This is a genomic window from Micromonospora sp. CA-248212, from assembly GCF_050948405.1.
GTDB lineage: Bacteria > Actinomycetota > Actinomycetes > Mycobacteriales > Micromonosporaceae > Micromonospora.
The window spans coordinates 1,049,361-1,074,385 of the sequence record NZ_CP192023.1; the positions used below are offsets into that span (position 1 = coordinate 1,049,361).

22 protein-coding genes are annotated in these 25,025 nt (G+C 71.1%); 15 read left to right on the plus strand and 7 right to left on the minus strand.

The window, feature by feature from the left end; all coding sequences use genetic code 11:
- Positions 1–160 precede the first annotated feature (160 nt).
- From ACQP03_RS04940 to ACQP03_RS04960, 5 genes are all read left to right on the plus strand, one after another.
- Positions 161–2,704 (plus strand): bifunctional FO biosynthesis protein CofGH, encoded by a 2,544-nt coding sequence (locus tag ACQP03_RS04940; RefSeq protein WP_433460376.1) that lies wholly within the window; start codon positions 161–163, stop codon positions 2,702–2,704.
- 158 nt (positions 2,705–2,862) lie between these two features.
- Positions 2,863–3,141 carry a hypothetical protein gene (locus ACQP03_RS04945; RefSeq protein ID WP_357129962.1) on the plus strand — a complete coding sequence of 93 codons (279 nt, stop codon included), beginning with the start codon at positions 2,863–2,865 and terminating at the stop codon, positions 3,139–3,141.
- Positions 3,142–3,212: 71 nt separating this feature from the next.
- Positions 3,213–4,607 carry a DUF4331 domain-containing protein gene (locus tag ACQP03_RS04950; protein ID WP_357174882.1) on the plus strand — a complete coding sequence of 465 codons (1,395 nt, stop codon included), beginning with the start codon at positions 3,213–3,215 and terminating at the stop codon, positions 4,605–4,607.
- 20 nt (positions 4,608–4,627) lie between these two features.
- Complete coding sequence (locus ACQP03_RS04955; protein ID WP_357129956.1) at positions 4,628–4,957, plus strand: phospholipase; 330 nt, start codon at positions 4,628–4,630, stop codon at positions 4,955–4,957.
- A gap of 458 nt (positions 4,958–5,415) precedes the next feature.
- Positions 5,416–5,673, plus strand: coding sequence for a WhiB family transcriptional regulator (locus tag ACQP03_RS04960; protein WP_007455784.1), 258 nt, complete (start codon positions 5,416–5,418; stop codon positions 5,671–5,673).
- A gap of 52 nt (positions 5,674–5,725) precedes the next feature.
- Here the strand turns inward: ACQP03_RS04960 and ACQP03_RS04965 are convergent, their stop codons facing one another.
- On the minus strand, positions 5,726–6,175 hold the full coding sequence (locus ACQP03_RS04965; RefSeq protein ID WP_007455785.1) for a metallopeptidase family protein: 450 nt from the start codon (positions 6,173–6,175) through the stop codon (positions 5,726–5,728).
- Between the two features lie 153 nt (positions 6,176–6,328).
- On the opposite strand from ACQP03_RS04965, the gene ACQP03_RS04970 reads away from it, so the two are divergent.
- Positions 6,329–6,697, plus strand: a complete 369-nt coding sequence (locus ACQP03_RS04970) for a DUF3499 domain-containing protein (protein ID WP_355239687.1) — start codon at positions 6,329–6,331, stop codon at positions 6,695–6,697.
- A 10-nt stretch (positions 6,698–6,707) separates the two neighbouring features.
- Here the strand turns inward: ACQP03_RS04970 and ACQP03_RS04975 are convergent, their stop codons facing one another.
- The 3 genes from ACQP03_RS04975 to ACQP03_RS04985 form a co-directional block, all read right to left on the minus strand.
- On the minus strand, positions 6,708–8,102 hold the full coding sequence (locus tag ACQP03_RS04975; RefSeq protein ID WP_357129953.1) for an NAD(P)/FAD-dependent oxidoreductase: 1,395 nt from the start codon (positions 8,100–8,102) through the stop codon (positions 6,708–6,710).
- Positions 8,087–9,433 carry an aspartate aminotransferase family protein gene (locus ACQP03_RS04980; RefSeq protein WP_357129950.1) on the minus strand — a complete coding sequence of 449 codons (1,347 nt, stop codon included), beginning with the start codon at positions 9,431–9,433 and terminating at the stop codon, positions 8,087–8,089. Before ACQP03_RS04980 ends, ACQP03_RS04975 begins: the two co-directional genes overlap by 16 nt.
- A gap of 269 nt (positions 9,434–9,702) precedes the next feature.
- The gene (locus ACQP03_RS04985; protein WP_355053574.1) at positions 9,703–10,215 is read right to left on the minus strand and encodes an Lrp/AsnC family transcriptional regulator; all 513 of its coding nucleotides are present in this window, start codon (positions 10,213–10,215) and stop codon (positions 9,703–9,705) included.
- Positions 10,216–10,429: 214 nt separating this feature from the next.
- On the opposite strand from ACQP03_RS04985, the gene ACQP03_RS04990 reads away from it, so the two are divergent.
- From ACQP03_RS04990 to ACQP03_RS05025, 8 genes are all read left to right on the plus strand, one after another.
- The gene (locus ACQP03_RS04990; protein ID WP_357129945.1) at positions 10,430–11,614 is read left to right on the plus strand and encodes a polyamine ABC transporter substrate-binding protein; all 1,185 of its coding nucleotides are present in this window, start codon (positions 10,430–10,432) and stop codon (positions 11,612–11,614) included.
- A gap of 5 nt (positions 11,615–11,619) precedes the next feature.
- Positions 11,620–12,771 carry an ABC transporter ATP-binding protein gene (locus ACQP03_RS04995; protein ID WP_357174875.1) on the plus strand — a complete coding sequence of 384 codons (1,152 nt, stop codon included), beginning with the start codon at positions 11,620–11,622 and terminating at the stop codon, positions 12,769–12,771.
- Entirely contained in the window at positions 12,768–13,676 is a 909-nt protein-coding gene (locus ACQP03_RS05000) for an ABC transporter permease (protein WP_357174871.1), read from the plus strand. Before ACQP03_RS04995 ends, ACQP03_RS05000 begins: the two co-directional genes overlap by 4 nt.
- Positions 13,673–14,509 carry an ABC transporter permease gene (locus ACQP03_RS05005; protein WP_357129936.1) on the plus strand — a complete coding sequence of 279 codons (837 nt, stop codon included), beginning with the start codon at positions 13,673–13,675 and terminating at the stop codon, positions 14,507–14,509. Before ACQP03_RS05000 ends, ACQP03_RS05005 begins: the two co-directional genes overlap by 4 nt.
- A complete protein-coding gene (locus ACQP03_RS05010) occupies positions 14,506–16,068 on the plus strand; it encodes an NAD(P)/FAD-dependent oxidoreductase (protein WP_363660149.1) in 1,563 nt (520 codons plus the stop codon). Before ACQP03_RS05005 ends, ACQP03_RS05010 begins: the two co-directional genes overlap by 4 nt.
- Positions 16,068–17,258 carry a saccharopine dehydrogenase family protein gene (locus tag ACQP03_RS05015; RefSeq protein ID WP_357129930.1) on the plus strand — a complete coding sequence of 397 codons (1,191 nt, stop codon included), beginning with the start codon at positions 16,068–16,070 and terminating at the stop codon, positions 17,256–17,258. The genes ACQP03_RS05010 and ACQP03_RS05015 overlap by 1 nt, the downstream gene beginning before the upstream one ends.
- Positions 17,259–17,667: 409 nt before the next feature.
- Positions 17,668–18,519 carry a hypothetical protein gene (locus ACQP03_RS05020; RefSeq protein WP_363660148.1) on the plus strand — a complete coding sequence of 284 codons (852 nt, stop codon included), beginning with the start codon at positions 17,668–17,670 and terminating at the stop codon, positions 18,517–18,519.
- Positions 18,520–18,755: 236 nt separating this feature from the next.
- Complete coding sequence (locus tag ACQP03_RS05025) at positions 18,756–19,421, plus strand: hypothetical protein (RefSeq protein ID WP_357129925.1); 666 nt, start codon at positions 18,756–18,758, stop codon at positions 19,419–19,421.
- A 40-nt stretch (positions 19,422–19,461) separates the two neighbouring features.
- Here ACQP03_RS05025 and gabT read toward each other — a convergent pair whose 3' ends face one another.
- Positions 19,462–20,733, minus strand: coding sequence for a 4-aminobutyrate--2-oxoglutarate transaminase (gene gabT / locus ACQP03_RS05030; protein ID WP_363660147.1), 1,272 nt, complete (start codon positions 20,731–20,733; stop codon positions 19,462–19,464).
- A 3-nt stretch (positions 20,734–20,736) separates the two neighbouring features.
- Positions 20,737–22,173, minus strand: a complete 1,437-nt coding sequence (locus ACQP03_RS05035) for a gamma-aminobutyraldehyde dehydrogenase (protein ID WP_433460384.1) — start codon at positions 22,171–22,173, stop codon at positions 20,737–20,739.
- A gap of 142 nt (positions 22,174–22,315) precedes the next feature.
- On the opposite strand from ACQP03_RS05035, the gene ACQP03_RS05040 reads away from it, so the two are divergent.
- Complete coding sequence (locus ACQP03_RS05040; RefSeq protein ID WP_357129916.1) at positions 22,316–23,755, plus strand: aldehyde dehydrogenase family protein; 1,440 nt, start codon at positions 22,316–22,318, stop codon at positions 23,753–23,755.
- On the opposite strand, the gene ACQP03_RS05045 is transcribed toward ACQP03_RS05040, so the two are convergent.
- Positions 23,752–24,987 (minus strand): SUKH-3 domain-containing protein, encoded by a 1,236-nt coding sequence (locus ACQP03_RS05045; RefSeq protein WP_357394364.1) that lies wholly within the window; start codon positions 24,985–24,987, stop codon positions 23,752–23,754. The genes ACQP03_RS05040 and ACQP03_RS05045 overlap by 4 nt on opposite strands.
- Positions 24,988–25,025: the final 38 nt, after the last annotated feature.

Here is a 25,025-nt window from a genome sequence, read left to right on the forward strand (position 1 = left end):
AGATCGGCGAGCGGGTGCCGATCTTGCACTTTCTGTTGTCGTTATGAGTGCGATGCCCCTCGTGTCGCCACAGCAACTGCAAGATCGGCGAGGGCCGGGGTCGCGGGCTGTCGGGGCGGGGGTGGGTTGGGTGGGGGTTTGGGGCGCATAGGGTGAGCGGATGGTTGATCGCACCCAATCCGGCCCCAGCGAGGCGAGCGTGCGGCGGGCCCTGGGTCGGGCCGCCGCCGGCCGGGCGCTGGACCTTGACGAGGCGACCGCGCTGCTCGCCGCCCGTGGTGAGGCGCTGGACGAGCTGCTCCGGGTGGCCGGTCAGATCCGCGACGCCGGGCTGCGGGAGGCGGGGCGGCCGGGTGTCGTCACGTACTCGAAGAAGGTCTTCATCCCGCTGACCCGGCTCTGTCGGGACCGCTGCCACTACTGCACCTTCGCCACTGTGCCGCACCGCCTGCCGGCGCCGTTCCTGGACCGCGACGAGGTGCTGGCCATCGCCCGCGAGGGCGCCGCGCAGGGCTGCAAGGAGGCCCTGTTCACTCTCGGTGACCGGCCGGAGGAGCGGTGGCCGGCGGCCCGTACGTGGCTGGACGAGCGCGGCTACGACTCCACCCTGGACTACCTGCGCGCCTGCGCGGTGGCCGTGCTGGAGGAGACGGGCCTGTTGCCGCACCTCAACCCGGGGGTGCTGTCCTGGTCGGAGCTGCAACGGCTCAAGCCGGTCGCGCCGAGCATGGGCATGATGTTGGAGACCACCGCGACCCGCCTGTGGTCCGAGCCGGGCGGCCCGCACTACGGCTCACCCGACAAGGAGCCGGCGGTCCGGCTGCGGGTGCTCGACGACGCCGGGCGGGTCGGGGTGCCGTTCACCACCGGGCTGCTCATCGGCATCGGCGAGACGCCGGCCGAGCGGGTGGACGCGCTGTTCGCGATCCGTCGCGCCCACCGCGAGTACGGCCACCTCCAGGAGGTGATCGTGCAGAACTTCCGCGCCAAGCCGGACACGGCGATGCGGGGGATGCCCGACGCGGAGCTGCACGACCTGGCCGCCACGGTGGCCGTGGCCCGGCTGCTGCTCGGCCCGAAGGCCCGCATCCAGGCCCCGCCGAACCTCATCGCCGGCGAGTACGACCTGTTGCTGCGGGCCGGTATCGACGACTGGGGCGGCGTCTCGCCGCTCACCCCGGACCACGTGAATCCGGAGCGCCCGTGGCCGCAGATCGAGGAGCTGGCCCGGCACACCGAGTTGGCCGGGTTCACGCTGCGGGAGCGGTTGACGATCTACCCCGAGTACGTGCGGGCGGGTGACCCGTGGCTCGACCCGAGGCTGCTGCCGCACGTGTCCGCCCTCGCCGACCCGGCGACCGGCATGGCGGTCGAGTCGGCCCTCCCGCAGGGCCGGCCCTGGCAGGAGCCGGAGGAGGTGTTCGGCGGGCGGACCGATCTGCACGCCACCATCGACACCACCGGCCGCACTGACGACCGGCGCGGTGACTTCGACAGCGTCTACGGCGACTGGGCCGAGGTCGCCGGCAAGGTGACCCCGGAGGCGGCAGCGCAACGGGTCGCCGTACCCCCGATGACGGCCGGCAGTGGCGCGGACCGCGACCTTACGGCCGGGTTGCGGCTCGCGGCCGACGACCCGGCGGCGCTGCTCGACCCGGCCCACACCGACGCGGCGTTGGCGCTGTTCGCCGCGGACGGGCCGGCGCTGGACGAGCTGTGCCGGCTCGCCGACGACGTGCGCCGGGACGCGGTCGGCGACGACGTGACCTACGTGGTCAACCGCAACATCAACTTCAGCAACGTCTGCTACGTGGGCTGCCGGTTCTGCGCGTTCGCGCAGCGTGAGCGGGACGCCGACGCCTACCGGCTCTCCGTCGACCAGGTCGCCGACCGGGCCGAGGAGGCATGGGCGGCCGGTGCCAGCGAGGTCTGCCTCCAGGGCGGGATCGACCCGAAGATGCCGGTCACCGGGTACGCCGACATCGTCCGCGCCATCAAGGCCCGGGTGCCCGAGATGCACGTGCACGCCTTCTCCCCGATGGAGATCGTCACCGCCGCCGCCAAGGCGGGCGTGCCGGTCCGCGAGTGGCTGACCCAGCTCCGCGAGGCCGGGCTGGACACCATCCCGGGCACCGCCGCGGAGATCCTCGACGACGACGTGCGCTGGGTGCTGACCAAGGGCAAACTGCCGGCCGCCGCCTGGGTCGAGGTGGTCAGCACGGCCCACGAGCTGGGCATCCGGTCCAGCTCCACCATGATGTACGGCCATGTCGACCACCCTGGACAGTGGCTCGCGCACTTCCGGGTGCTGGCCGGTGTGCAGGACCGTACCGGTGGGTTCACCGAGTTCGTGGCGCTACCGTTCGTGCACACCAACGCGCCGATCTACCTGGCCGGCATCGCCCGTCCCGGGCCGACCTGGCGGGAGAACCGGGTGGTGCACGCGATGTCCCGGCTGCTGCTGCACGGCCGGATCGACAACATCCAGTGCTCCTGGGTGAAGCTCGGCGACGAGGGCACGGTGGCGATGCTCCAGGGCGGCTGCAACGACCTGGGCGGCACGCTCATGGAGGAGACCATCTCCCGGATGGCGGGGTCCGGCAACGGTTCGGCGCGTACCGAGGAGCAGTTGCGGGCCATCGCGACGGCGGCCGGGCGGCCGGCGCGCAAGCGGACGACCGCATACGGTCACGCTCGGCGCTGAGGTCGAACCTTTTCCCGCCGTCGGCCGTACCAAGCGGTGCCGGCGGCGGTCGCGGCGAGGGCCGCCGCCGGTGTTCCCCCAGGGGCCCGGCGACGTCGGTCGGCGGCACCGGACCCGTCACCGCGGGCGCGTGCGCGCCGCCGCCGGAAAGGTTCCCCATGACCACTGATCAGCGGAAGCGGCCCTGGCCGCGACTGACCCGCCGGCAGACGTTGACCGCCGCGGCCAGCGCCACCCTCGGCGCCGCCGCGCTCACCGTGCCGGGCCTGTCGGCCGCCCAGAACGCGCCGGGCGCGGCGGGTCGGGCCGACGAGCCGATCGTCGTGCACCTGCGCGACGCCGCGTCGGGAACGATGGACGTCTTCGTCGGTGAGTCCCGGATCGAGGTACGCGACCGCGGCCTCGCGGACCGGCTGCGCCGCGCCGCCAAGCGCTGACCAGCGCCTTCGCCCGGCGCTGACCAGCGCCCCGTCCGCCAACAGTCCCCGCCCAGTGAGGTTGGTCCGCCATGTCTTCCCACCGCGAGGCCCCGGAGATAGCCAAGGATCCGGTCGCCGACAGCTCCGACCTTTACGCGTTCGTGAGCCCCGACAAGCCCGACACGGTCACGCTGATCGCCAACTACGTGCCGTTGCAGCTTCCGTCCGGGGGGCCGAACTTCTTCGAGTTCGGCGACGACGTGCGTTACGAGATCCACATCGACAACAACGGTGACGGTCATCCCGACGTCACCTACCGGTTCGAGTTCACGACCGAGATCACCAACCCGAACAGCTTCCTCTACAACACCGGGCCGATCGAGTCGCTCGACAGCAAGAACTGGAACCGCCGGCAGTTCTACAGCCTGACCCGGATCACCGACGGCAAGGAGCACCGGCTCGCGCACAAGCTCCCCTGCCCGCCGTGCAACGTCGGACCGCTGTCCACGCCGAAGTACGCCGACCTCGTACGCCAGGCCACGTACACCCTGTCGACGGGGGAGCGGGTTTTCGCCGGGCAACGCGCGGACGGCTTCTTCGTCGACCTGGGAGCGATCTTCGATCTCGGTACGCTGCGGCCGTTCCAGCAGTTGCACGTGGCCGGCAAGAAGATCTTCAAGGCCGAGGGGGAGCCGGTCAACGCCACCGACCGGATGAACGTGCACAGCATCGCCCTGCAGGTGCCGCTGAAGCAGGTACGTCGTCGCGCCAACCGGTACGGTCCGGCGGACGCCGCGTCGGTGCTGGGGGTGTGGACGTCCGCGTCGCGCCGGCAGGTCCGGGTGCTCGGCGACCGGGGTGGGGCGGACACCTCCACCGGTCCGTTCACCCAGGTCTCCCGGCTGGGCAATCCGCTGTTCAACGAGGTCATCGTGCCGATGTCCAAGAAGGACCTGTGGAACTCGCTGCCACCGTCGGAGGACAAGCGGTTCGCCCGCTTCGTCGAGCAGCCCGAGTTGGCCGCCCTGCTGCCGGCCCTCTACCCGGACGTCTTCCCCAACCTGGACAAGCTCAACAAGTCCAAGAAGGCGCGGGCCGACCTGGTGGCGATCCTGCTCACCGGCGTACCCGCTGGTCTGATCGACGGCTTCACGAACGCCACCGGCGAGGTGCAGGCCGACATGCTGCGGTTGAACACGGCCATCGCGCCGAACCGGCGGCCGGACCGGTTCGGGGTGCTCGGCGGCGACCTGGCCGGCTTCCCGAACGGGCGGCGGGTCGGTGACGACGTGGTCAGCATCGCGCTGCGGGCGATCGCCGGGGTGACCGTACCGTTGGTGGACAAGACGTTCCGCCCGGACGCGGCGGCCGGCGCGGTCACCCCGGGGCTCAGCGCCGCCGACGTGACGGCGCCGTTCCTGGCGAACTTCCCCTACCTGGGTACGCCGTACGACGGGTTCAACAACCCGCCGGCGTCGTCCTGACGTCGGGCGGGGGAGTGGCGATGCACGAACACACGTACGGTCCGTCGGAGACGGGGAGTGTCGTCCTCGACCTGGGCGGCGACACCGGCGCCCTGATCATCTACACCGGTCGGGATCTGCACGGCCGGGAGATCGAGATCAGCCGCGGTGACGATCGGCGGGTCCACTCGGCGGTCCGGGAGCGCCGGGTCCGGGACGGCTCGTTCCACAGTGCGGTCTACCCCGATCTGCCCGAGGGCATGTATACCGTCTGGTGGGATGAAAACACGTCAGCGGGGACGGTTTCTGTCCATGGTGGAGCAATAGCCGAGTTCGCCTGGCCGAGCAGCGGTTTTGGGGCTACCGGCTGACCTCGACGGACCCTGTTTCCCCTCGCACCCCGTCCACATTGTGGGCGGGGTGCGAACGCTGTCCACGGCTGGACGGGCGGTCTGCGTCGCGCCGCGTTAACCTGTCCCCCACCAAGATCAGCTTTGCGGAGGGGGTACCCGTGCTCCACGGTCGGCGGGCCGTCCGGGGGAGCGCCACGGCAGAAAAGTCGGGCAACTCGCCGGAGAGGGCGTTACTCGGCCGGGGTCTGAATCGATAGGGCAGGTTGCGAGGCTGGACGGTCCTGGTGGCCGGCCAGGGTTGTCGGGAGGGCGACTCCATTATCAAGTTTGGCTTGACGGCGCACGCATTACACGCGTGTAATTTGAATGGGGTTGTTCGCACGGAACGCAACAAAACGGGACCGGACGGACACGCACGCCTTTCGCGTGGGGGGTTGCAGCGGCGATGACGCCGGTGCGCGACAAGGAGGCATTTGATGGACGGCCAGCTTGAGGTGGCCGACCTGCTCGGAAACGCGCCGGAGTGGCAGGAGCGGGCCTTGTGCTCGCAGACCGACCCCGAGGCGTTCTTTCCCGAGAAGGGCGGCTCGACCCGCGAGGCGAAGCGAATCTGCTCGCGCTGCGAGGTCAAGACCGAATGCCTCGAATACGCTCTCGGCCACGACGAGCGGTTCGGTATCTGGGGTGGGCTCTCGGAGCGGGAACGGCGCAAGTTGAAGCGGCGCGCCGCCTGATCGGTACGGCGTCGGGGGTGGTGCGGAGTCGAGGCGGTGGGGGCCGCCCGGCTCAGGCCAGCTCGTCGGGGTCGACCCCGAGCAGGTTCGCCACCTGCTCGATGATCACGTCATGGACGAGGTCGGCGAGATCTTCGCGGTCCATCGCCCGGAACTCCAGGGGTCGGCGGTACAGCACGATCCGGGGCGGCACCTCCTGGCGGCCGGGGCGACCCGGCAGCAGCCGGGCCAGCGGCACCTCGCCGTCCTCCAGCACATCCGAGTCGTAGACGTTCAGGTCCGGCGGGACGTCCTCGACCGCGAACTCGACGCCGGCCAACTCCTTGGCGAAGCGTCGCTCCAACGTCTCGACGGTGTCCAACACCAGGTCGTCGAAGACCTCCGCCTTGGTCCGCGCCAGCGGCACCGTCGCCGGCACCAGGCGCCCGCGCAGGCCACGCCCGTGCCGGTCGCGGTGCGCACGCCGGCCGGGGCCGGGGCGGCGGTGTTCCGGGCTCGTCATGAGGCAAAGGGTAGCCCCCGTGCCGGGTCGGCCAGCGGCACCGCCGCCAGCGTGGCGCGGCGCGACCCGAACCGCGAATTGTGATCACCGCGACGGGCGTGTCGCAACGCGAACCGGTGCGCCGGACCCGGTAATGGGGATACCCTGCCGCACGTGAGGTCACCACGGCGCTGCTCCCGTAACGGCTGCCCCCGGCAAGCGGTCGCCACATTGACCTATGTCTACAACGAGTCCACCGCCGTGGTCGGCCCGTTGGCGGCGTTCGCCGAGCCACACACGTACGACCTGTGTGAGCAGCACGCCCGCAGCCTCACCGCGCCGCGCGGCTGGGACGTGGTCCGGCACGAGGGTGAGTTCGAGCCGCCCCCGCCCACCACGGACGACCTGGTCGCGCTGGCCGAGGCGGTCCGGGAGGCGGCCCGCCCGGCGCCCCGCCCCCCGGAGCCCGACCAGCCCCGCCCGGAAAACCCCCACCAGACCGGCCGCCGAGGCCACCTCCGGGTAATCCCCCCCAACCATTGAGCCGCAGCGGTTACTGGCCCAGGAGGCGGGCGAGGGTTTTGGCGCTTCGGCAGGGGCGGTCGGTTCGGGTTTCCTTGGCGTCGGCGCTGGTCATGAGGCGCAGGGCCGCGTTCATCGCCAGCCAGCGCAGGGGTTCCGGTTCCCAGTTCGGGGAGCGGTGGCCTACCCAGGGCAGGCTGGTCAGCTCGGTGCGCTCGCCGCGGATCAGGTCGGCCAGGGTGCGGCCGGCGAGGTTGCTGGCACCCACGCCGTCCCCGACGTAGCCCCCCGCCCAGGCCAGCCCGTTGGCCCGGTCGAACCCGACCGAGGCGGTCCAGTCCCGGGCCACCCCGAGCGGTCCACCCCAGGTGTACGCCACCGGAACGTCCGGCCCGAGCACCGGGAACAGCTCGCCCAGGGTCCGCCGCAGCGCCGCGAAGACCCGTGGCTCCCGGTCGTGGCCGGGAGAGATCCGGGACCCGAAATGGTACGGCGCTCCGCGCCCGCCGAAGGCCAACCGCCCGTCGGCCGTCCGCTGGCCGTAGATGATCACGTGCCGGTGGTCGGAGAACGTTTCCCGCTCCGCCAGGCCGATCCGTTCCCAGGCGTGCTCCGGCAGCGGCTCGGTGGCCACCATCAGCGAGTACACCGGTGCCACCGTGCGACGCAGGCCAGGCAGCATGGGCGTGTACCCCTCGGTGGCCCGGACCACCACCGACGCCCGCACGCTGCCCGCCTCGGCGACCGCCGCACCGGCCCGGATCGCGGTCACCGTGGTCCGCTCGTGGATCCTCACCCCGAGGCGTTCCACCGCCCGCGCGAGACCACGCACCAGCTTCGCCGGGTGCACGGTCGCGCAGTGCGGGGTGTACGTCCCACCGCGTACCCCCTCGGCGGCGCAACGGGCGGCGGCCTCGCCGGGGCCGAGGAGCGTCAGGTGGTCGTCGCCGAAGCCGAACGCGCGGGCCTCGTCCACGGCGGCCCGGGCCCGGACGAGCTGCGGACCGGTCCGGGCGAGCGTGACGGTGCCGCCGTCCGCCCAGTCGCAGTCGATGCCCTCGGCCGCGACCACCCGGCCCACCGCGCGGACGGTGTCATGCAGCGCCCGCTGCATGGCGACCGCGGCGTCGCGGCCGTGCCGGCGGGCCAACCCGGTCAGCGACGTGGGCAGGAGCGCGGAGCACCAGCCGCCGTTGCGCCCGGACGCCCCGTACCCCGCGATCTCCTTCTCCAGGACGACGACCCGCAGCGTCGGGTCGGCCCGAGCCAGGTGGTACGCCGTCCACAGCCCGGTGTAGCCGCCGCCCACGATCGCCACGTCGGCGTCCGCGTCGCCGGGCAACGGGGGCCGAGGCGTCAGCGGCTCGTCCAGGCTGGACAGCCAGTACGACAGCTCCTGGTAGCGCACGGTCAGAGCCGTGTCCACGCCTCGGTCAGCACCGTGCGGAGGATCTGCTCGATCTCGTCGAAGTGTCGCTGCTCGGCGATCAGCGGCGGGGCGAGCTGGATGACCGGGTCACCCCGGTCGTCGGCCCGGCAGTAGAGGCCTGCCTGGAACAGCGCGGTGGACAGGAAGCCGCGCAGCAGCCGCTCCGACTCGGCTTCGTCGAAGGTCTCCCGGGTGGTCTTGTCCTTGACCAGCTCGATGCCGTAGAAGTAGCCGTCGCCCCGGACGTCGCCGACGATCGGCAGGTCGTGCAGCTTCTCCAGGGTGGCGCGGAACGCGTCCTCGTTGGCGCGTACGTGCCCGACGAGGTCCTCGCGGGCGAACACCTCGAGGTTGGCCAGCGCCACCGCGCAGGACACCGGGTGCCCGCCGAAGGTCACCCCGTGGGCGAACATGCCGGTCTCGGTCAGGAACGGTTCCATGAGCCGGTCGCTGGCGATCATCGCGCCGAGCGGGGCGTACCCGGAGGTGATGCCCTTGGCGGTGGTGATGATGTCCGGCTGGTAGCCGTAGCGGACCGCCCCGAAGTACTCGCCGAGCCGACCCCACGAGCAGATCACCTCGTCGGAGACGAGCAGCACGTCGTACGCATCGCAGATCTCCCGGACCCGCTCGAAGTAGCCGGGAGGGGGCGGGAAGCAGCCGCCGGAGTTCTGCACCGGCTCCAGGAAGACGGCGGCGACGGTGTCCGGCCCCTCGCGCTCGATGGCCCGGCCGATCTCGTCGGCGGCCCAACGGCCGAACGCCTCGGGATCGTCGCCGTGCTCCGGGGCCCGGTAGAAGTTGGTGTTCGGCACCTTGATCCCGCCCGGCACCAGCGGCTCGAAGTCGCTCTTGATGCCCGGCAGACCGGTGATCGACAGCGCGCCCATCGAGGTGCCGTGGTAGGCGATGTAGCGGCTGACAACCTTGTACTTGTTGGGCTGGCCGGTGCGCTTGAAGTACGCCCTGGCCAGCTTCCACGCCGCCTCGACGGCCTCGGAGCCGCCGGTGGTGAAGAAGACCCGGTTCAGGTCGCCCGGGGTGAGCGAGGCGATCTTCTCGGCCAGCTCGACGGCCGTCGGATGGGCGTACGACCAGAGCGGGAAGTACGCCAGCTCACCGGCCTGCTTGGCGGCGGCCTCGGCCAGCTCGGTGCGGCCGTGACCGGCGTTGACGACGAACAGTCCGGCGAGCCCGTCGAGGTAGCGGCGACCCTGCGCGTCCCAGATGTACGCGCCCTCGCCGCGCACGATGGTCGGCACCTCGCCGGCGGAGTAGCTCGCCATCCGGGTGAAGTGCATCCAGAGGTGGTCGGTGGCGTCGGCCATGTCAGCCCCATCGATCGTCGGGCCGGTCAAGGGGTGAAGCCGGCCGCTCTGCCCACGGTTATCGCACAGTCCGGTGCCCTTCGGCAAGTGTTATCAGTGGCCTAGATGCCCGAGTGCGACGGAATCAGCGAGTGACGGCAGTCTGGGCAACGGATTCCGCATCGACGCGCGGGGTCGGATCAGGGCACTCGGGTTCCCGGAAGCCGGGGCCATCAGAGCGGCGCGGACACCCCGACTTCCTGCAACCCGGGTCGATCAACCGAGAGTCGTCAGGCCGTACCCCAGGTGTAGGTCTGTTTGCGGAGCTTGAGGTAGACGAACGCCTCGGTGGAGAGCACCCCGGGCACCGCGCGTAGCCGTTGCAGGATCTCCAGCAGGTGGTCGTCGTTGCGGCAGACGACCTCGGTGAGCAGGTCGAACGACCCGGCGGTGATGACGACGTAGTCGACCTCGTCCAGTTCGGCGAGCCGGTCGGCGACCGCCTCCAGGTCGCCGTCGGTACGCAGCCCGATCATCGCCTGGCGGGGGAAGCCGAGCTGGAGGGGATCGGTCACGGCGACGATCTGCATGACGCCGGAGTCGAGCAGTCGCTGTACCCGCTGGCGGACCGCCGCCTCGGACAGGCCGACCGCCTTGCCGATGGTGGCGTACGGCCGGCGGCCGTCCTCCTGAAGCTGCTCGATGATCTGCTTGGCCACGTCGTCCAGCAGAGCGTGGTTGGCACCTTCACGCACAGCGACACGGCGACCGCCGCCGCCGCTCTCGTGCTGCCGGTTCGTCATCGTGCGCTCCCCATGTCCCGAATCGTGATGTCGCGCGTGTGTCCCCGCGCAGTCTGGCGTATTTCGTCGTCAACTGCTAATCCCGCAACGGAATCCCTTGTAAGGGAGGTTTCCTCATGTCAGGATCAGTGCTCCCTGGCACTCGACCCTCCCGACATTCCCGCCGGCGTGCCTCCCCCGTCCCGCCGCCGACGATGACCCCCTAGGAGTCGTCATGCGTACTCCCCTCCGGCCCCTCTCCCGGCGTGGACTGCTCACCGGCACCCTCGGTTCGGCCGCTCTCCTCGCCGCGGGCGGCAGCCTCGCCGGCTGTGGCACCAAGGGCGCCCAGCAGACCGAGGCCGGCTGCGTCAGCGAGGACCTGTCCGCTACGGAGAAGAAGCTCGCCTTCTCCAACTGGCCGCAGTACATGGACGTCGACGAGAAGGACGAGTCCAAGCGGCCGAGCCTGGACGAGTTCATCACGAAGACCGGCATCCAGGTGACCTACACCGAGGACATCAACGACAACAACGAGTTCTTCGGCAAGGTGCAGAACCAGTTGGCCGCCTGTCAGAGCACCGACCGCGACATCATCGTGCTGACCGACTGGATGGCGGCCCGGATGATCCGGCTCGGCTGGATCCAGAAGCTCGACCCGGCGAAGATCCCGAACGTGGCGGCGAACCTGCTGCCGTCGCTGCTCAAGCGCCCCTTCGACACCGAGAACCGGATCTCGATCCCGTGGCAGTCCGGCCTGGCCGGGCTGGCGTACAACGGCAGCGTCACCAAGGAGCTGCGGACCGTCGACGAGCTGCTGACCCGCCCCGACCTCAAGGGCAAGGTGACGGCGCTGAGTGAGATGCGCGACACGATGGGTCTGCTGCTCGGCTCCAACGGTCACGACCCGTCCAACTTCACGGCGGCCCAGTTCGACGACGCGCTCAACAAGCTCAAGAAGGCCGTCGACTCCGGGCAGATCCGCAAGTTCACCGGCAACGACTACGCGCCCGACCTGGCCAAGGGCGACATCGCCGCGTGTATCGGCTGGTCCGGGGACGTCATCCAGCTCGCCAGTGAGAACGAAAAGGTGCAGTTCGTCGCGCCCGACTCCGGCGTGATGCTCTACAGCGACAACATGATGGTGCCGAACAAGGCCGCCCACCGGGGCAACGCCGAGGCGCTGATCAACTACTACTACGAGCCGGCCGTCGCCGCGAAGCTCGCCGCGTACGTCAACTACATCTGCCCGGTCAAGGGCGCCCAGGCCGAGATGGAGAAGATCGACCCGGATCTGGCCGCCAACCCGCTGATCTTCCCGGACGACGCGCTGCTGGCGAAGTCCAAGGTCTTCATGGCCCTGGACGAGAAGCAGGAGAAGGAGTACGAGGGCAAGTTCCAACAGGTCATCGGGGCGTGACTCCGATGACGCGCGAGACACCCGCCGGCGATCTGCGCCTGGCCGACCTCACCAAGCGGTTCGGCATCTTCACCGCCGTCGACGACCTCAGCCTGACGATTCCGCAGGGCTCGTTCTTCGCGCTGCTCGGCGCGTCCGGCTGCGGCAAGACCACCACCCTTCGGATGATCGCCGGGCTGGAGGAGCCGACCAGCGGTCAGGTGCTGCTCGGCGACACCGACATCGCCCGGCTGCGGCCGTACAAGCGGCCGGTCAACACGGTCTTTCAGAGCTACGCGCTCTTTCCGCACCTCACCATCTTCGAGAACGTGGCCTTCGGGCTGCGCCGACGCGGCATCCGCTCGGTCGACGACGAGGTGCGGCGGATGCTGTCGCTGGTGCAGCTCGACGGCTTCGGCCCGCGCCGCCCGGCCCAGCTCTCCGGCGGCCAGCAGCAGCGGGTCGCGCTGGCCCGCGCGCTGATCAACAAGCCGCAGGTGCTGCTGCTCGACGAGCCGCTGGGCGCGCTCGACCTGAAGCTGCGCCGGCAGATGCAGATCGAGCTGAAGCGCATCCAGACCGAGGTGGGCATCACCTTCGTGCACGTCACCCACGACCAGGAGGAGGCCATGACCATGGCCGACACCGTCGCGGTGATGAACGCCGGCCGCATCGAGCAGCAGGGCGCCCCGGCGGACATCTACGAGTTCCCGGCCACCGCGTTCGTGGCGAACTTCCTCGGCCAGTCCAACCTCCTCGCCGGCGAGGCCGCCGGCACCAGCGGCGGCGAGGTCGCGGTGACGGCGCACGGTTCGCGCTTCACCGTGCCCGCCGGCCGCTCACGCGCCGACCGGGGTCCGGTCCACCTGGGGGTACGCCCGGAGAAGCTGCAACTGGTCGGCTCCGCCGACCAGGTCCCCCACGGACACCAACTGGTCACCGGTGTGGTCACCGACGCCTCCTACGTGGGCGTCAGCACGCAGTACCTGCTGCGCACCGGCTGGGGCACCGAGTTGTCGGTCTTCGCCGCCAACAGCGGTGCCGCGACCCAGGTCCCGGTCGGCGGCGAGGCCGTGGCGTACTGGGATCCACGGCACGCGTTCCTGCTGCCGCGCGACGCCGCCGACACCGACCGGACATCGCCGGTGCTCGACGAGCCGGTGGGTGCGTCCTCGTGACCCTCCTGGCGCCCACCAAGGCGGGTCAGCCGCCGCCCACGGCACCGGCAGCCCGGTCCGGGCGGTACCGCCTCCTGCCGTACCTGCTGCTGTTGCCCGGCGCGGCCTGGCTGCTCGTCTTCTTCGGTGTGCCGCTGCTGCAGCTCGCCGCCGCGAGCCTGTACGACCCCGGCGGCTCGCTCTCCACCGGGTACGCGATGACCTGGGCGTTCGGCAACTACCCGGACGTGGTGCAGGCGTACTGGCCGCAGCTTCTGCGCTCGTTCGGCTACGCCGGGCTGGCCCTGGTGGTGGCGCTGCTGCTGGGCTACCCGTTGGCGTACGCCATCGCGCAGAAGGCGGGCCGGTGGAAGAACCTGCTGCTGGTGTGCGTCGTCGCGCCGATGTTCACCAGCTTCCTGGTCCGTACGTTGGCCTGGAAGACGATCCTGTCGGACAACGGCGCGCTCGTCGGGCTGCTGCGCGACGTGCACCTGCTCGCCCCCGACGGCCGACTGTTGGCCACGCCGTTCGCGGTGGTGCTCGGCCTGACGTACAACTTCCTGCCGTTTCTCGTGCTGCCGCTGTACGCGAGCCTGGAGCGGCTCGACGGGCGGCTGCTGGAGGCGGCCGGCGACCTGTACGCGAGCCCGGCGCAGGCATTCCGCCGGGTGACCCTGCCGCTGTCGATGCCCGGCCTGGTCGCCGGCACGCTGCTGTTCTTCATCCCGGCCAGCGGCGACTACATCAACGCCGAACTGCTCGGCACCCCCAACGAGTACATGGTCGGCAACGTCATCGACTCGGCGTTCCTGGTCCGGCTGGACTACCCGCAGGGCGCCGCGCTGTCGTTCTTGCTGATGGCGGCGATCCTCGCGGTGGTCTTCGGCTACCTGCGGCGGGCTGGCACGGAGGAGGTGCTGTGAGGATCTCGCGCTGGCTGGCGGACCGCTGGGTGATGATCGTGGCGCTGCTGGTGCTCGGCTACCTGTCGCTGCCGATCCTGGTGGTGGCCGGGCTGTCGTTCAACCGCCCGTCGAGCCGACTGTCGTACGACTTCAACGAGTTCACCCTCGACAACTGGCGGCAGCCCTGCGCCACCTCGGACATGTGCGACGCGGTCGTCCGCAGCGTGCAGATCGGCTTCATCGCCACGGTCGTGGCTACCGTACTTGGCACGCTGATGGCGTTCGCGCTGGTCCGGCACCGCTTCCGGGGTCGGGCCGGCGTCAACGTGCTGATCTTCCTGCCGATGGCGACGCCCGAGCTGGTGATGGGCACGTCGCTGCTGGCCCTGTTCGTCTCGGCCGGGGTGCCGCAGGGCTTCTGGACCATCGTCATCGCGCACGTCATGTTCTGCGTGTCGTTCGTGGTGGTCACCGTGAAGGCGCGGCTCGCCGGGATGGACCGGCGGCTGGAGGAGGCCGCCATGGACCTCTACGCCAACGAGTGGCAGACCTTCCGGCGGATCACCCTGCCGCTGGTGCTGCCCGGCATCGTGGCCGCCGCGCTGCTCGCCTTCTCGTTGAGCTTCGACGACTTCATCATCACCAACTTCAACGCCGGCACGACGGTCACGTTCCCCATGTACGTCTGGGGCGCCGCCCAGCGGGGCATCCCGCCGCAGGTCAACGTCATCGGCACCGCGATGTTCGCGATCGCGTTGCTGCTGGTGGGGCTCAGCTCGCTGCGCGGGCGGCGGGAGCGCCGCGCCAACCTGCTGGCCGTTCCGACACCGCAGGCGCGGCGGCCGTCATGACGCCCGCGCACGTCGGCCGGGCGCTGGCCGACGCGGCACCCGTGCCGTACTGGCTCGACCGCAGGGAGCGCCCCGACCCGCTGCCGCCGCTCACCGGCGCGCAGACCGCCGACCTGCTCGTCATCGGCGGCGGGTACGGCGGGCTCTGGGCCGCCCTGGAGGCCAAGCGCGCCGACCCGGAGCGGGACGTGCTGCTCGTCGACGCGGGCACCTGCGGGTGGGCCGCCTCCGGGCGCAACGGCGGGTTCTGCGCCGCCTCGCTCACCCATGGTCTCGCCAACGGCGTCGACCGGTTCCCCGACGAGGTCGGCGAGCTGGAACGCCTGGGCCGGGAGAACCTGGACGCGATCGCCGCCACCGTCGCCGAGTTCGACATCGACTGCGACTTCGAGCGCACCGGTGAGCTGGCCGTCGCCGTCGAGCCGTACCAGCTCGACGGGCTGGTCGCCGACGCGGAGCTGGCCCGCCGGTACGGCCACCGGGTGCGGTTGCTCGACGCCGCCGAGGTCCGCGCCGAGGTCAACTCGCCGACCTACCTGGGCGGGATGGTTGACGCCGACCGGGTCGCCATGGTGGACCCGGCGAAGCTGGCCTGGGGACTGCGCCGCGCCTGCCTCGCCCTGGGCGTACGCGTGCACGAGCACACCCGGGTCACCGGGCTGCGCGCCGACGGCGTCGCGTTACGGGCGGACACCCTCGGCAGCGATCCCGCCGACCTGGCCCGCTCTGCCGCACCTGCCGGCCTGGCCCGCTCTGCCGCACCTGCTGGCCTGGCCCGCTCTGCCGCACCCGCCGGCCTGGCCCGCACTGCCGCACCTGCCGGCCTGGCCGGCTCTGCCGTAGCCGCCCCGGGCCGCCCCGGCGTGATCCGCGCCCGACGGGTCGTGCTCGCCACCAACGCGTTCCCGCCGCTGCTGCGCCGGCTGCGCGCGTACGTGGTGCCCGTCTACGACCACGTGCTGATGACCGAACCGCTCAGCCCGGCGCAGCGCGACGCGATCGGCTGGCGCAACCGGCAGGGGCTCGCCGACACCGGCAACCAGTTCCACTACTACCGGATCACCCGCGACGGGCGGATCCTCTTCGGCGGCTACGACGCCGTCTACCACTACGGCAACCGGGTCGCCCCGAAGCTGGAACAGCGCCCAGCCACCTTCACCACCCTCGCGCAGCACTTCTTCACCACGTTCCCGCAGCTCGCGGACGTGCGCTTCAGCCACCGCTGGGGCGGCGTCATCGACACCTGCACCCGGTTCTGCCCGTTCTACGGCACCGCCTTCGGCGGTCGGCTGGCGTACGCGGCCGGGTACACCGGTCTCGGCGTCGGCGCGACCCGCTTCTCCGCCCGGGTCCTCCTCGACCTGCTGGCCGGCGGAAACACCCCGCTGACCCGGCTCGACCTCGTCCGCCGCAAGCCCCTGCCGTTCCCGCCGGAACCCGTCCGCGCGGTCGGCATCAATCTCACCCGCCGGTCGATGGCCCGTGCCGATGCGCGTGGGGGCCGGCGTGACCTGTGGCTCCGTACTCTCGATCGTCTTGGTTTGGGGTTTGATTCCTGATGCGTGTCCTGCTCGTCGGCGCCGGTGGCGTCGGCTCCGCCGCCGTAGCCATCGCCGCCCGACGGGCCTTCTTCGAGACGATGGTCGTGGCCGACCACGACCCGCAGCGCGCGGCCCGCGCGGTGGCCGCGCACGGCGGCCGTTTCGTCGCCGCCCAGGTCGACGCCTCCTCGGCCGACGCGATCACCGCGCTGTGCCGGGAACACCGGATCACCCACGTGCTCAACGCCGTCGACCCGCGCTTCGTCATGCCCATCTTCGACGGCGCGTTCGCGGCCGGCGCGGACTACCTGGACATGGCGATGTCGCTCTCGCACGCCGACACGGGCGTGCGGCTCGGCGACGAACAGTTCGCGCAGGCCGACGCCTGGTCGGCGGCCGGTAGGTTGGCGCTCGCCGGCATCGGCGTCGAACCGGGACTGTCCGATGTGTTCGCCCGGTACGCCGCCGACGAGCTGTTCAGCGAGATCGACGAAATCGGCGTGCGGGACGGCGCGAACCTCACCGTCGACGGCTACGACTTCGCTCCCTCGTTCTCCATCTGGACCACGATCGAGGAATGCCTCAACCCGCCGGTGATCTGGGAGGCCGACCGCGGCTGGTACACCACCGAGCCGTTCAGCGAGCCCGAGGTCTTCGACTTCCCGGAGGGGATCGGGCCGGTCGAGTGCGTCAACGTGGAGCACGAGGAGGTGCTGCTCATCCCGCGCTGGGTGAAGGCCCGCCGGGTCACCTTCAAGTACGGGCTCGGCGAGGAGTTCATCGACGTCCTGAAGACGCTGCACAAGCTCGGCCTGGACGGCGTCTCCCCGGTCCGGATACGCGGGGTCGACGTGTCCCCGCGCGACGTGGTGGCGGCCTGCCTGCCCGACCCGGCCACCCTCGGCGCGCGGATGCGCGGCAAGACCTGCGCCGGCACCTGGGTCCGTGGCCTGGGCCCGGACGGCCAACCCCGGGAGGTCTACCTCTACCACGTGGTCGACAACGAGTGGTCGATGAGCGAGTACGGCCACCAGGCGGTTGTCTGGCAGACCGCCGTCAACCCGGTGGTGGCGCTCGAACTGCTCGCCACTGGCGCGTGGACCGGCGTGGGGGTGCTCGGGCCGGAGGCGCTGCCCCCGGTGCCGTTCCTCGACCTCCTCACCGCCTACGGCTCACCATGGGGGACACAGGAGCGCTCAGCAGCGTGAGCTGCCCGCCCCGCGCCCCTGCGTCCCGATCGCCAGCGACGTCGACTGCGCCGGCGGCCGCGGCAACGGCCCGGCCTACGTCAGCGGAGTAGTCAAGGTGATCGGCGAAGACGTCTACGACCTGGACCGCGACAACGACGGCTACGGCTGCGACTAACCCCCGCCCCGCCCAGTCGCGCCCCGCCCAGTCGCGCCCCGCCCAGTCGCGTCGATCATGGAGTTGTGGTGGGCAGAAGAAGCCGATTCGAGGCTTCCTGGCGGCACCACAACTCCATGATCGGCCCCGTTGGCGAGTCAGGGCATAGCACGTTTGACGCTTTTTTGGGGGTTTTGCACAGGGCTGGACTTTATCCACAGAGGGCTGGGGTGGGGTGGAGGGTTCGGGGCTCGGTGACGCAGATTCCGCGGTATGGCGGAGCGTCTTTATCGATACTCGGAGCTACTCAGCGCCGGCCTCAGTCGCGAGCAGGTGCGCAAGATCGTTGGGCTATCCCAGCTGCACCGGCTGTCGCGGAGTATCTACGCGCCATCGGCCTACCGCAGTGGGCACCTGCCGGCGATCTTCCGGCGTTTGCCGGACACTGCTGTGGTCGGATATCACACCGGCGCACAACTACACGGTTTCGGCGACCTCCGCAGCCCCGACGTGCACGTCATCGTTCCAGCGGGGGAGCGCGTGCCACACATTCGGGGAGTCGTGGCCCACGAGTCGGTGTTGCCCGTAGGTGATCCGGTGCTTCTGGATGGTGTGCCCTGTGCACCCGCTGCTCGATGTGCCGTGGATCTGGCGCGATCGGTGCGCCGAATGGACGCGATGCCACTGCTGGACCTGTGTCTTCGGGTCGGCGCTTGCCAACCTGACGAACTCCTGGTCGAAGTCGCTCGGCACGAGCGCCTGCGGGGGATCTGTCAGGCGCGCGAACTCGTCAGCCACGCCGATCCCCGGGCGGAGTGCCGACAGGAAAGTCAGCTTCGCCTTGTGTTGATCGACGGCGGCCTGCCACCGCCGGAGCCTCAGCTGTGGGTGTCGGACAACAACGGGATACCGCTCTACCGCCTGGACCTTGGCTACCGGCAACACCGGGTCGGTGTTGAGTACGACGGCGTGTCCCATCTGGACCGCGCCCGCCTCCAGGGCGATCGCTCTCGAATGAACTGGCTCGCCGACAACGGGTGGCAAATGCGCTATTTCACCGATCTTGACCTCTACCGTCGCCCCGCCCACATCATCCAAACCCTGGCCCCCCTCCTCCACCCCTAGCGTCCCCGCCCCCCAGGCCCCTGACCCCAGGCCCCAGGCCCCAGACCCCAGACCCCAGGCCCCGTCGATCATGAAGTTGTGGTGCTCCTGAAGAAGTGCAAACCAGCGTGTAACGCCCACCATGACTCCATGATCGACGGGGTCTGGGGTGAGGCGCGGGGGGCGCGGGTGAACGGTTGGGGGGTGGTTTCCGTATCAGGGGCTGACGGACATTGGCTAGGGCGGGAGTTTCGGCGATGAGGGTGCAGCGGAAGCATGTGCTGGCGGCTACCGTGGCGGTGGTTGCCGCCGCAGGGGTGGCGGTGGGGACCGGGTTCGGGTTCGCCGACACCGCCCCGGCACGGTCGTCCGTCTGCTCCGGCTCGGTGACGTTCTCCGCGGAGGCCGGTGCGCCGGCGGCGACCAGCGACCGGTTCCCGGTGGGTACGCGGCTGCGGGTGACCAATCTGGACAACAACCGCGCGGCCACGGTGACGGTGACCGGCCCGTCGGGGAGTTGTGTGCTGCTCAACGCCGCCGCCATGGAGTTGGTGCGGGAGCCGGGCAAGAACGTGATCCGCCGCAACGTGGTGGAGCGGCTGGACGGCGTGGCAGCCCAGCCCGCCCCCGGTGGCGTACGCCCCGGTGCCGCCTCGCCCGCCGCGCCGCGCCCGGTGCCCGGCTCGGCCTGCTCCGGCGCGATCACCTTCTTCGCCGAGAACGCCGCGCCGGCGGCGACCAGCGGGAAGTTCCCCGTCGGCACGCGGCTGCGGGTGACGAATCTGGACAACAACCGGGCGACCACGGTGACGGTGACCGGCCCGTCCGGGAGCTGTGTGCTGCTCAACACCGCCGCGATGGACCAGATCCGCGAGCCGGGCAAGAACCTCGTGCGCAACAACACGGTCGAGGTGCTGCGCTGACGGAAGGTGCAGGGGCCCGACGCGGGCCCCTGCACCCACGTCAGGCGAACGCCGCGTCGAGGATGTCGGCGCCCCGGGTGAGCTGCGTGTCGGAGATGACCAGCGGCGGTAGAAAGCGCAGCACGTTGCCGTACGTGCCGCAGGTCAGGGTGAGCAGGCCGGCGGCGTGGCAGGCCGCCGAGATGGCGGCCGTGGCGCTCGGGTCGGGGACGAGCGACCCGGGCTGGACCAGTTCGACGGCGAGCATCGCGCCCCGGCCGCGTACCTCGGCGATCCGGGGATCCCGCTCGGCGATGGCCCGGAGGCGGGGTGCCAGCACGGATTCGATCCGGCGGGCCGCACCGGCCAGGTCCAGTTCGTGCATGGTCTCGATGGTGGCCAGCGCGGCGGCGCAGGCGATCGGGTTGCCGCCGTACGTGCCGCCGAGCCCGCCGACGTGCACCGCGTCCATCAGCTCCGCCCGACCGGTGACCGCCGCGAGGGGCAGCCCGCCGGCGATGCCCTTGGCGAGGGTGACCAGGTCGGGTTCGACGCCCTCGTGCTGGCAGGCGAACCAGTCGCCGGTCCGGCAGAAGCCGGTCTGGATCTCGTCGGCGACGAAGACCACCCCGGCCGCCGTCGCCCACTCCCGCAGCGCCGGCAGGAAACCCGGCGCGGGTACGACGAAACCGCCCTCACCCTGGATCGGCTCGATGAGCAGCGCGGCGACGTTCTCGGCACCCACCTGCTTCTCGACCACCTCGATGGCCCGCGCCGCCGCCTCCGCGCCGGTGAGCCCGCCGTCGCGCAGCGGGTACGACATCGGCACCCGGTAGATCTCCCCGGCGAACGGCCCGAACCGGTGCTTGTACGGCATGTTCTTCGCGGTCAACGCCATGGTCAGGTTGGTCCGGCCGTGGTACGCGTGGTCGAACACCACCACCGCCGGTCGTCCGGTGGCGTGCCGCGCGATCTTGACGGCGTTCTCCACCGCCTCGGCACCGGAGTTGAACAGCGCCGAGCGCTTCTCGAATGCGCCCGGCGTCAACGCGTTGAGCTGTTCACACACCGTCACGTACGACTCGTAGGGCGCGACCATGAAGCAGGTGTGGGTGAACCGTTCGACCTGGGCGCGGACGGCCTCGACCACCCTCGGCGCGGAGTTGCCGACGCTGGTGACGGCGATGCCGGCGGCGAAGTCGATCCACTCCCGTCCGTCGACGTCGGTGAGCGTGCCGCCCGACGCGGCGTCCACATAGGAGCTGATGACGCTGCCCACGCCACGGGCGACGGCACCACTGCGGCGCTTGTGCAGTTCTTCCGAGGACGGCAAGGGTCAGCCCTCGATGTTGTGCATGACGTGCTTGATCCGGGTGTAGTCCTCCAGGCTGTAGACCGACAGGTCCTTGCCGTGCCCGGAGTGCTTGAAGCCGCCGTGCGGCATCTCGGAGACGAACGGGATGTGCGTGTTGACCCAGACGCAGCCGAAGTCGAGCCGTCGCGTCATCCGCATCGCCCGGCCGTGGTCGCGGGTCCAGACCGACGCCGACAGGCCGTAGTCGACGCCGTTGGCCCAGCGCACCGCCTCGTCCTCGTCGGAGAAGCGCTGCACGGTGATGACCGGACCGAACACCTCGTCCTGGATGATCTCGTCGGCCTGCCGCAGCCCGGACACGACGGTGGGCGTGTAGAAGTAGCCGCGCTCGCCCTGCCGGGAGCCGCCGGTCTGGATCGCCGCGTGGTCGGGCAACCGGTCGACGAAACCGCTGACCCGGGCGAGCTGGTTGGCGTTGTTCAGCGGGCCGTAGAGCACGTCGGCGTCGTCCGGCGCGCCGGTCTTCGTGGCGCGGGCCTGCTCGGTGAGCGCCGCCACGAAGTCGTCGTGGACGCCGGGACCGGCCAGTACCCGGGTCGCCGCCGTGCAGTCCTGCCCGGCGTTGAAGTAGCCGCCGACGGCGATGGCCTCGGCCGCCGCCGCCACGTCCGCGTCGTCGAAGATCACCACCGGGGCCTTGCCGCCCAGCTCCAGGTGGGTGCGCTTCAGGTCCGGGGCCGCCGCGGCGGCCACCTCCATGCCCGCGCGGGTCGAGCCGGTGATCGACACGAGCTGTGGGGTCGGATGCGACACGAGGGTACGACCGGTGTCGCGGTCGCCGCAGACCACGTTGAACACCCCCGGCGGGAAGAACTCGGCGGCGATCTCGGCGAGCAGCAGCGTCGACACCGGAGTGGTGTCCGACGGCTTCAGCACGACCGTGTTGCCGGCGGCGAGCGCCGGGGCGATCTTCCAGATCGCCATCATCAGCGGGTAGTTCCAGGGGGTCACCTGGGCGCAGACCCCGATCGGCTCGCGCCGCACGTACGAGGTGTGCCCGGCCAGGTACTCCCCGGCCGAGCGCCCCTCCAACAGCCGGGCGGCCCCGGCGAAGAACCGGAACTCGTCCACCGCCGGGGGCAACTCCTCCTCGGCGGTCAGTTGGCGGGGCTTGCCGGTGTTGCGTACCTCGGCGTCGACCAGCTCGGCGGCCCGTGCCTCCACGGCGTCGGCGAGCTTGAGCAGTGCCCGCTGCCGCTCGGCGGGGGTGACCTCCCGCCAGCTCTCGAAGGCGGTGGCGGCGGCGTTCATCGCCGCGTCGACGTCGGCGGGGCCGGAGACCGGCGCCTGCGCGAACACCTCCCCGGTGCAGGGGTCGACCAGGTCGGCGTAGCCGCCGTCGGCCGGGTCGACGTAGGAGCCGTTGACGAAGTTGCGCAGCTGCTGCTGGTCACTCATGACGGGATCACTCCGAGGGGGCCGGGGGTGAGGTCTGCGGCGGTTATCGCAATCTTCCTGCCATCTTCACTACTGAATCCGCAGCAGACAAGGGCTGCGGCGACTGTTTCCGTCGACTGCTGACTCGTCTACGCTGCACGGCGTGGAGCCCGCACCCTTCTTCGTCGCCTCCCGTCCCGCCTCCGGCACGGGCGAGTTGACCGTCCACCACCCGTACGACGGTCGCGCGGTGGGGCGTACCACCTTTGCCACCAGTGACCAGGTCGAGGCCGCTGTCGCGGCAGCGGCCGGGGTGTCCGCGCAGGCCGCGGCCCTGCCCGCGCACGCCCGCGCGGCGGCCCTGGACCACGTGTCCCGGCGGCTCGCCGAGCGTGCCGACGAGGTCGCGGCGCTCATCACCGCCGAGAACGGCAAGCCCGTGAAGTGGGCGCGCGCCGAGGTCGGACGGGCGGTGTCCACCTTCCGGTGGGCCGCCGAGGAGGCCCGGCGCTTCTCCGGTGAGCTGCAACGACTCGACACCGATCCGGCCGCCACCGGCCGGATCGCCCTGGTCCGACGGGCGCCCCGAGGGCCGGTGCTCGGCATCGCGCCGTTCAACTTCCCGCTCAACCTGGTCGCGCACAAGGTCGCCCCGGCCATCGCGGTCGGCGCGCCGATCATCGTCAAGCCGGCCCCGGCGACGCCGCTGTCCGCGCTGCTGCTCGGCGAACTGCTGGCCGAGACGGACCTCCCGGCCGGCATGTTCTCGGTGCTGCCGCTGCCCAACGACCGCGCCGCCGAACTGGTCGCCGACCCCCGGCTGCCGGTCGTGTCGTTCACCGGGTCGGGGCCGGTCGGCGCGGCGATCCGGCGGCAAATACCGGAGAAGCACGTGACGCTGGAACTGGGCGGCAACGCGGCGGCGGTGCTCTGCGCGGACTGGACCGCCGACGAGGACCTGGACTTCGCCGCGCAGCGCATCGCCACGTTCGCCAACTACCAGGCCGGCCAGTCGTGCATCGCCGTGCAACGGGTGTACGTGCACCACGCGCTGCACGCCGGCTTCCTGCCCCGGCTGGTGGCGGCGGTACGCGCGCTGCGCACCGGCGACCCCACGTCGGAGCTGACCGACGTCGGACCGATGGTGTCCGAGGACGCGGCCCGCCGGGTCGAGACGTGGGTGTCCGAGGCGGTCGCGGCCGGCGCCACGGTCGAGGTGGGCGGCGTCCGCAACGGTGCTACGTACCCCCCGACGGTCCTCACCGGCGTGCCGGCGGACGCCAAGGTCGTCGCCGAGGAGGTGTTCGGGCCGGTGCTGGTGGTCACCCCGGTCGCCGACGACCAGGCCGCGTTCGCCGCGGTCAACGATTCGGCGTACGGGTTGCAGGCGGGCGTGTTCACCCGGCGGCTGGACGTGGCCTTCGCCGCCGCGCGAGTCCTGGAGGTGGGCGGCGTGATCGTCGGCGACGTGCCGTCGTACCGGGCGGACCAGATGCCGTACGGCGGGGTGAAGGGCAGCGGCGTCGGCCGGGAAGGGCTGCGCAGCGCGATGGACGACTACACCGAACCGCGTGTGATGGTGCTGACCGGGCTGGCGCTCTAGGACCAGGTGCCGTCGTCGCGAACCCGGGCGGGGGCGCGGCCGAGCAGCAACGTGGTGAGCGCCGCGTCGACGCTATCGCCGAGGAACCAGTCGCCGGCCTGGTCGAGGGCGAAGACCCGGCCCCGCTCGTCGACGGCGAGGATGCTGTCCTGCTGCTCGGTGCCGATCGGAAAGAGCCGGACGCCGAGGACCGCGCCGAAGTCGGCGAGCGTGTCGGCGGTGTGCGCGATCAGGTGCGGACGGATGTCGAAGCGGGAGATCCACACCTGCTCGCCCGGGCCGCGCCGGGCGCCCACCAGGCTCGGGAACGCCGTCAACGCCTCCACGGCGGCGGGGAAGGCCTCGTGTCGATGCGTCCTCCCGGGCACGGCGGTGACGTCCCGTACCCCGGCCGCCGCCATGATCTGGTCGCCGATGTGCGGACGCCATCCCGCCGCCACCAGCGCGTTCGTCACCTCGGGCGGAAAGCGCCCCGGGTCGGGGTCGGGCGCGGCCGGTGCCCGCCACGTCTCGGTGTAGGCCCGCGCCGCCTCCGGCAGGACGTTGGCGCGCACCAGGAACGTGATGCACGAGTCGCAGGGCAGCTCGGCGACGCCGCCGGCCGGATCACCCGGCTCACGGATCCGGAAGATCTCGAAGCGGGCGGCGTCCAGCAGGGCCGCCGCCTCGGCCCGACCCATCGGCTCGATACCCTCGGCGGCCCGTCGGTGGTCGTACTCGTGCAGCACGTCGGAGACCACGATCAGCTCGGCGTGACATTCGACGCCGCGTACCAGCTCGCCCGGCTGCCTCTCGTCCAGGTAGGCGCGCACGAGCGGATGGTGGTTCAGGGTCGCGGGGCCTCTCGTGCCCTGGGCCGTCCAGATGCGACCGTCGAGGGTCAGGTGCGCCACCGTGTTCGGCGTCGGACCCCGGTGGATCTCCCGGATCAGCAGGCTCGACGCGTCGATCGTGCGCGGCGCGGTCGGCCCGCTGGGCTGACTACGCCGGTACAGGTCCGCCACGACGGCGCTCGGCACCCGGGGCCAGGTGGTGACCTTTCCGGTGCGTTTGTCGATGACGGTCGTCGGCAGGTCGCCGGGGATCGCCCGCACTCCGCTCGACACGATCGAGGTGACGACGAAGCCCAGGTCGAACTCGTCGACCAGCGGGGTGCACTCGTGGCCGAGGCGCTGTGAGTCGCGCCGAGCCCAGGCGGACGCGAGCTGCTCAGCCTGCTGACGGTCGATCACACACCGAAACTACCGGACTACGCGGATCGATGGCGGCC